Consider the following 4,554-nt stretch of genomic DNA (forward strand, 5'->3'; position numbering starts at 1 on the left):
GGCCACCGCCGCCGACCTGCAGGTGCTCACGCGCTGTATCCGGGACGAGGAAACCGCGCGCGCGGCGGGCGATATGCGCCGCGCCATCCGGCTCTCGGGGGACTTCCACCTGCACATTGCCGAACGCGCCGGTCACCAGACGCTGGACCAGATCCTGCGCGAACTGGTATCGCGCACCTCCTTGATTCTCATGACCTACAGCCCGCCACACAGCCAGAACCGAGAAGAAGCCACCGCCTGCGGCTGCCAGGAACACCGCGCCCTGCTGGCCGCGATCCGCCTGCGCGACCCCCGCGAAGCGGCGCGCCTGATGCGCGAACACCTGGACCATCTCGAATCGCAACTGCGCTTTGCGCCCGCGCGCCAGGGCGCGCCCGACCTGCGGCAGATCTTCGCGCCAGAAGCCTGAGGCCACGATGCGCGAACTGCTGGTCGTCAACCCCAACACCTCGGCGCTTGTCAGCCAGCTGCTGCAAAGCCATGTGCAGGCCGCCGCCGGTCTGCATGTGCGGGTGCGCACCGTCACCGCCCGTTTTGGCGCGCCCTACATCGCCGACGAAGCCAGCTACGCGGTGGCGGCCCACGCCACGCTCGACAGCTGGGCCAAGGCCCTGGCCGACACGGCCACGCCACCCAGCGCGGTGCTGATCGGCTGTTTTGGCGACCCGGGCCTGATGGCGCTGCGCGAGAGCAGCCCTGTACCGGTGACCGGTCTGGCCGAAGCCGCTTTCATCGAAGCCGCGCGCCACGGCCGCTACGCCATCGTCACCGGTGGTGAGCGCTGGGGCCCCATGCTGCAACGCCTGGCCCACGCCCTGGGCCAAGCCCAGCAACTGGCCGGCATACACACGGTGGTGCCCACCGGCGCCGAACTGGCGGCCGACCCGGCGGCGGCGCACCGGCTGCTGGCCCAGGCCTGTCGCGACGCCGCCCACCAGCTCGGCGTGGACGCCGTGATCCTGGGTGGCGCGGGCCTGGCCGGCATGGCGGCGGTGGTGCAGGCCCAGGTGCCGGTGCCGGTGATCGACAGCGTGGTGGCCGGCACGCACTGGGCGCTGCGCGTGGCGCCGCAGCCGCCGCTGCGCAACACGCCCGGCTTCAACGCGCCGTGGCAAGGCCTATCGCCCGAGATGCACGCACTCGCCCCACCCTGAACCGCGCGCGCCCACACCGGGCAGGCAGGCCGCACCCGTGAACAGGGCGTGTTCACACTATTTTTCCAAGATGCGTTGCGGATCAAAAAGGCCATGGGAAAGGGGTGAACAGGCCCTAAAGGCTTTGTCGCACAATGCGGCCATGGTTCGAACGACACAACTGCTCCACCCGCCGCGCGATCCCGCGCCCCTTCGCCATGCCGCCACCGTGCTGCTGCTGCGCGACAGCAGCGACCCGGCGCGGCCCGGTATCGAAGTGCTGATGACACGGCGCTCCACCAGCGCCAGCTTTGCGCCCGGCGCCTACGTGTTCCCGGGTGGAGGCATCGACGCCGCCGACGCCCTGGCCCACGCCCAATCGACCCGGCGCGCCACCCAGAGCGGGCTGCACCTGACGCAAGCCATCGCGGCCATCCGCGAGAGTTTTGAAGAGTTGGGTGTGCTGCTGGCGCGCCGCGCAGACGGCACACACGCCAACACCGATGACATCGCCGCGCTGGACCGCCATGCGCCCTTTGCCGCCCAATGCGCAACGCGCGGACTGACGCTGGACGGCGCCGAAGTTTTTGTGCTCGCCCACTGGATCACCGACCGCGACCTGCCGCGCCGCTTCGACGTGCCGTTTCTGGTCGCCCGCATGCCGGCGGACCAGGAGCCCGTGGCCGACGAGGCCGAGCAGTTCGAGCCGGTCTGGGTGCGCCCGGCCGACGCGCTGGCGCGGCACGCCGCCGGGGATTTTTTCATCATCTTCCCCACCATCCGCACGCTGGAGCGGCTGCAGGCCTACGCGACCGTGCAAGCGGTGCTGGAAGCCTGCGCGGTCAACGACGAACCGCTGTTCACCAGTTGCCCGCGCGCCGGTCTGCTCAACGGAGCCGAGTCGCGCCACATGGAGCACGAAGCCCCGTTCGGTGAGCTGGCCCTGGTCTGCCCGGACGGCCGCATCGTGCACGCACTGGATTGGCAACACGAACAAGCGGTGGCGCTGCTGAAGAACCTGCAACGCCTCACCGCGCCCAACCCCGGCTTCATGACCGGCCCTGGCACCAACAGCTACATCGTGGGCGATCCGGCCACCGGCCACATCGTGGTCGATCCCGGGCCCGACGAGCCCGGCCACATCGAACGCCTGTGGCGCGCAGCCGGTGGCGACATACGTGCCATCGTCTGCACCCATTCCCACCCCGACCACTCGCCCGGAGCGCCCCGGCTGCAAGCCATGTGCGCACCATCGGGCCGCACGGTGCCGCCGATACTGGGTCTGCCCAGCGCCACCACCTCGCGGGAAAACAGCCGCTTCACACCCGAACGCGCCCTGGTCGACGGCGAGCGGCTGGAGCTGCGCGGCACCGGGCCGGACGGCGATGTCACCCACACGCTGGAAGTGCTGCACACACCCGGCCACGCCGCCAACCACCTCTGCCTGGTGCTGGTGGAGGACGGCCTGCTGATCTCGGGCGACCACATTCTGAACGGCAGCACCACCGTGATCGACCCGCCCGACGGCAACATGGCGGCCTACCTCGAGTCGCTGGACAAGCTTGCCGCCAGTTGCGACGAACATGGGATCGATTTCATCCTGCCCGCGCACGGCTACGTGCTGGGCGATTTGCGCCAAACACCCGACAACCTCTCGGCACCGGCCGAAGGTGGTGCCAAAGCCGCCATCTTGCAGCTCAAGGCCCACCGCTTGAAGCGCGAGGCCAAGATCGCCCAGGCGATGCAGAAACAACCCGACGGCAGCGCCGACGACTGGGTGCGACTGGCGTACGACGACGTGCCCGAGCGCCTGTGGCCGGTGGCCAAACGTTCGCTGCTGGCACACGTGGAGCGCATCCAAAGCCTGGGTGGCTTCAACCTTTGAGCCCGGACTTCGCCATGCAAAACACCGCCTGGTATTCCCGATTCGCCAAAGGCGCCGCGCACTTCTGCGGGCGCCCGCGCGTCTTCACCCTGGCGGTCGCGGTGGTCGGTGTCTGGCTCATCACGGGCCCGGTCTTCCACTTCAGCGACACCTGGCAACTGGTCATCAACACCGGCACCACCATCATCACTTTTCTGATGGTGTTCCTGATCCAGAACACCCAGAACCGCGACACCGAAGCCATCCAGGTGAAGCTGGACGAACTGATCCGCGCCACCCAGGGCGCGCACAACGTCTTGCTGGACCTGGAAGAGCTGGAAGAAGAAACCCTGGACGCCTTCCGCGCCAAATACCAGGCGCTGGCCGCTGCCGCGCGGGTTCAGCTGAGCCTGGGCGGCAAGGACACCGACAGTCCCGAGGCTTGAGGCCGATCCCGGGGGTGACCCGGCCCACCGCTGCACTGCGTCCGTGGCAGCAAGTCGCCACTGACAAGATGGTTTCGCTTGCCAGCAGGGGTTTTGGTTCGTGAATAGTGTGAAGCGCGCCGATACGCCGGATTTTGTGCATCCCGGTTGCCCGGGATGTGACCGTCATTCCTCTGGGCCGCTGGTCACCCAAACGGCTCGATGCTACCTACCCGCCAACTCTCCTCGCGGAACCACGAGGATCAACAACACGGCGAACCGTGTCGCCTCAGGTTGGCCTATTTGGTATTGCTGCGCGTAGAGATTGCCCGTTTCACCCGAACTGAATCGGCTCGTCTCTGTTGCTCTGATCCTCACCTTAGGGTCCTTTGAGCGAACTCATCAAACTGGTCGGTGGAGAGGTGTTACCTCCTACGCTGTCCTGTGCAGTCCGGACGTTCCTCCAGTGCACCCTTTCGGGTCTTGCACCAGCGACGGCCTAGCGCGCTTCACACGGTGGATTATCCACGTCTTGTGGCGCGCGCTCTTTCACACCAGGCGCCCGATCGATCGGTGGCGCCACACCAGGCGGTAGTAGCTGGTTTGCAAGACCAGCATGGCCAGGTACGCCAGCGGAAACGCCATCCACACCCCTTCAAGCCCGAAGCGCCCGCTCAACCCGTACGCGGCCGGCAGTTGCACGGCCAGCACCGCGAACACGGAAATGGACACCGGCACCAGCACCACGCCGCTGGCGCGCATGATGCCGCCGATCACCGATTGAAAACCGAACAACAGCATGCTCCAGAGCATGATGTGCAACAGGTGCTGCGCCTGCTCCAGCACTTGCTGCTGCGTCAGAAACAGGCCCATCAACTGGTTCGACAACGCATACCCCAGCACGACCAGTGAGCCGGTCACACACACGTTGAGCCAAAGCCCGGTGCGCAGGATCGCGCCCAGCCGCTCGGAGCGCCCGGCACCGATGGCTTGCGCCCCGAGGATGGACGCCGTGATGGCGATGGACAGCGCCGGAAACTGCACGTAGTTGACGATCTGCGTGACCGCACCGTAAGCCGCCGTGGCCTGCGATCCGTGGCGGTTGACCAGGGACAGGATCACCAGCTCCGAC

At 67.4% G+C, this 4,554-nt stretch carries 5 protein-coding genes and 1 other RNA gene; 4 read left to right on the plus strand and 2 right to left on the minus strand.

Annotated elements, in window-relative coordinates:
* From ABYB95_RS17495 to ABYB95_RS17510, 4 genes are all read left to right on the plus strand, one after another.
* Positions 1-409: FCD domain-containing protein (locus ABYB95_RS17495; RefSeq protein ID WP_372659835.1), on the plus strand; the 409-nt coding region annotated here is incomplete at its 5' end.
* Between the two features lie 7 nt (positions 410-416).
* On the plus strand, positions 417-1,154 hold the full coding sequence (locus ABYB95_RS17500; protein ID WP_372659837.1) for an aspartate/glutamate racemase family protein: 738 nt from the start codon (positions 417-419) through the stop codon (positions 1,152-1,154).
* 142 nt (positions 1,155-1,296) lie between these two features.
* Entirely contained in the window at positions 1,297-3,018 is a 1,722-nt protein-coding gene (locus ABYB95_RS17505; RefSeq protein ID WP_372659839.1) for an MBL fold metallo-hydrolase, read from the plus strand.
* A gap of 14 nt (positions 3,019-3,032) precedes the next feature.
* Positions 3,033-3,443: a low affinity iron permease family protein gene (locus tag ABYB95_RS17510; protein ID WP_372659841.1), complete on the plus strand. Its 411-nt coding sequence runs from the start codon at positions 3,033-3,035 to the stop codon at positions 3,441-3,443.
* Between the two features lie 107 nt (positions 3,444-3,550).
* On the opposite strand, the gene rnpB is transcribed toward ABYB95_RS17510, so the two are convergent.
* Positions 3,551-3,933, minus strand: an RNA gene (gene rnpB / locus ABYB95_RS17515) — RNase P RNA component class A.
* A gap of 38 nt (positions 3,934-3,971) precedes the next feature.
* Positions 3,972-4,554, minus strand: a 583-nt coding sequence (locus ABYB95_RS17520) for an MATE family efflux transporter (protein ID WP_372659843.1), incomplete at its 5' end; no start/stop codon positions are given.

Source organism: Hydrogenophaga sp. (assembly GCF_041633695.1).
GTDB lineage: Bacteria > Pseudomonadota > Gammaproteobacteria > Burkholderiales > Burkholderiaceae_C > Hydrogenophaga.

Coding starts and splice junctions, on each gene's coding strand:
- ABYB95_RS17500 (WP_372659837.1), top strand. CDS start 417: ATGCGCGAACTGCTGGTCGTCAACCCCAACACCTCGGCGCTTGTCAGC.
- ABYB95_RS17505 (WP_372659839.1), top strand. CDS start 1,297: ATGGTTCGAACGACACAACTGCTCCACCCGCCGCGCGATCCCGCGCCC.
- ABYB95_RS17510 (WP_372659841.1), top strand. CDS start 3,033: ATGCAAAACACCGCCTGGTATTCCCGATTCGCCAAAGGCGCCGCGCAC.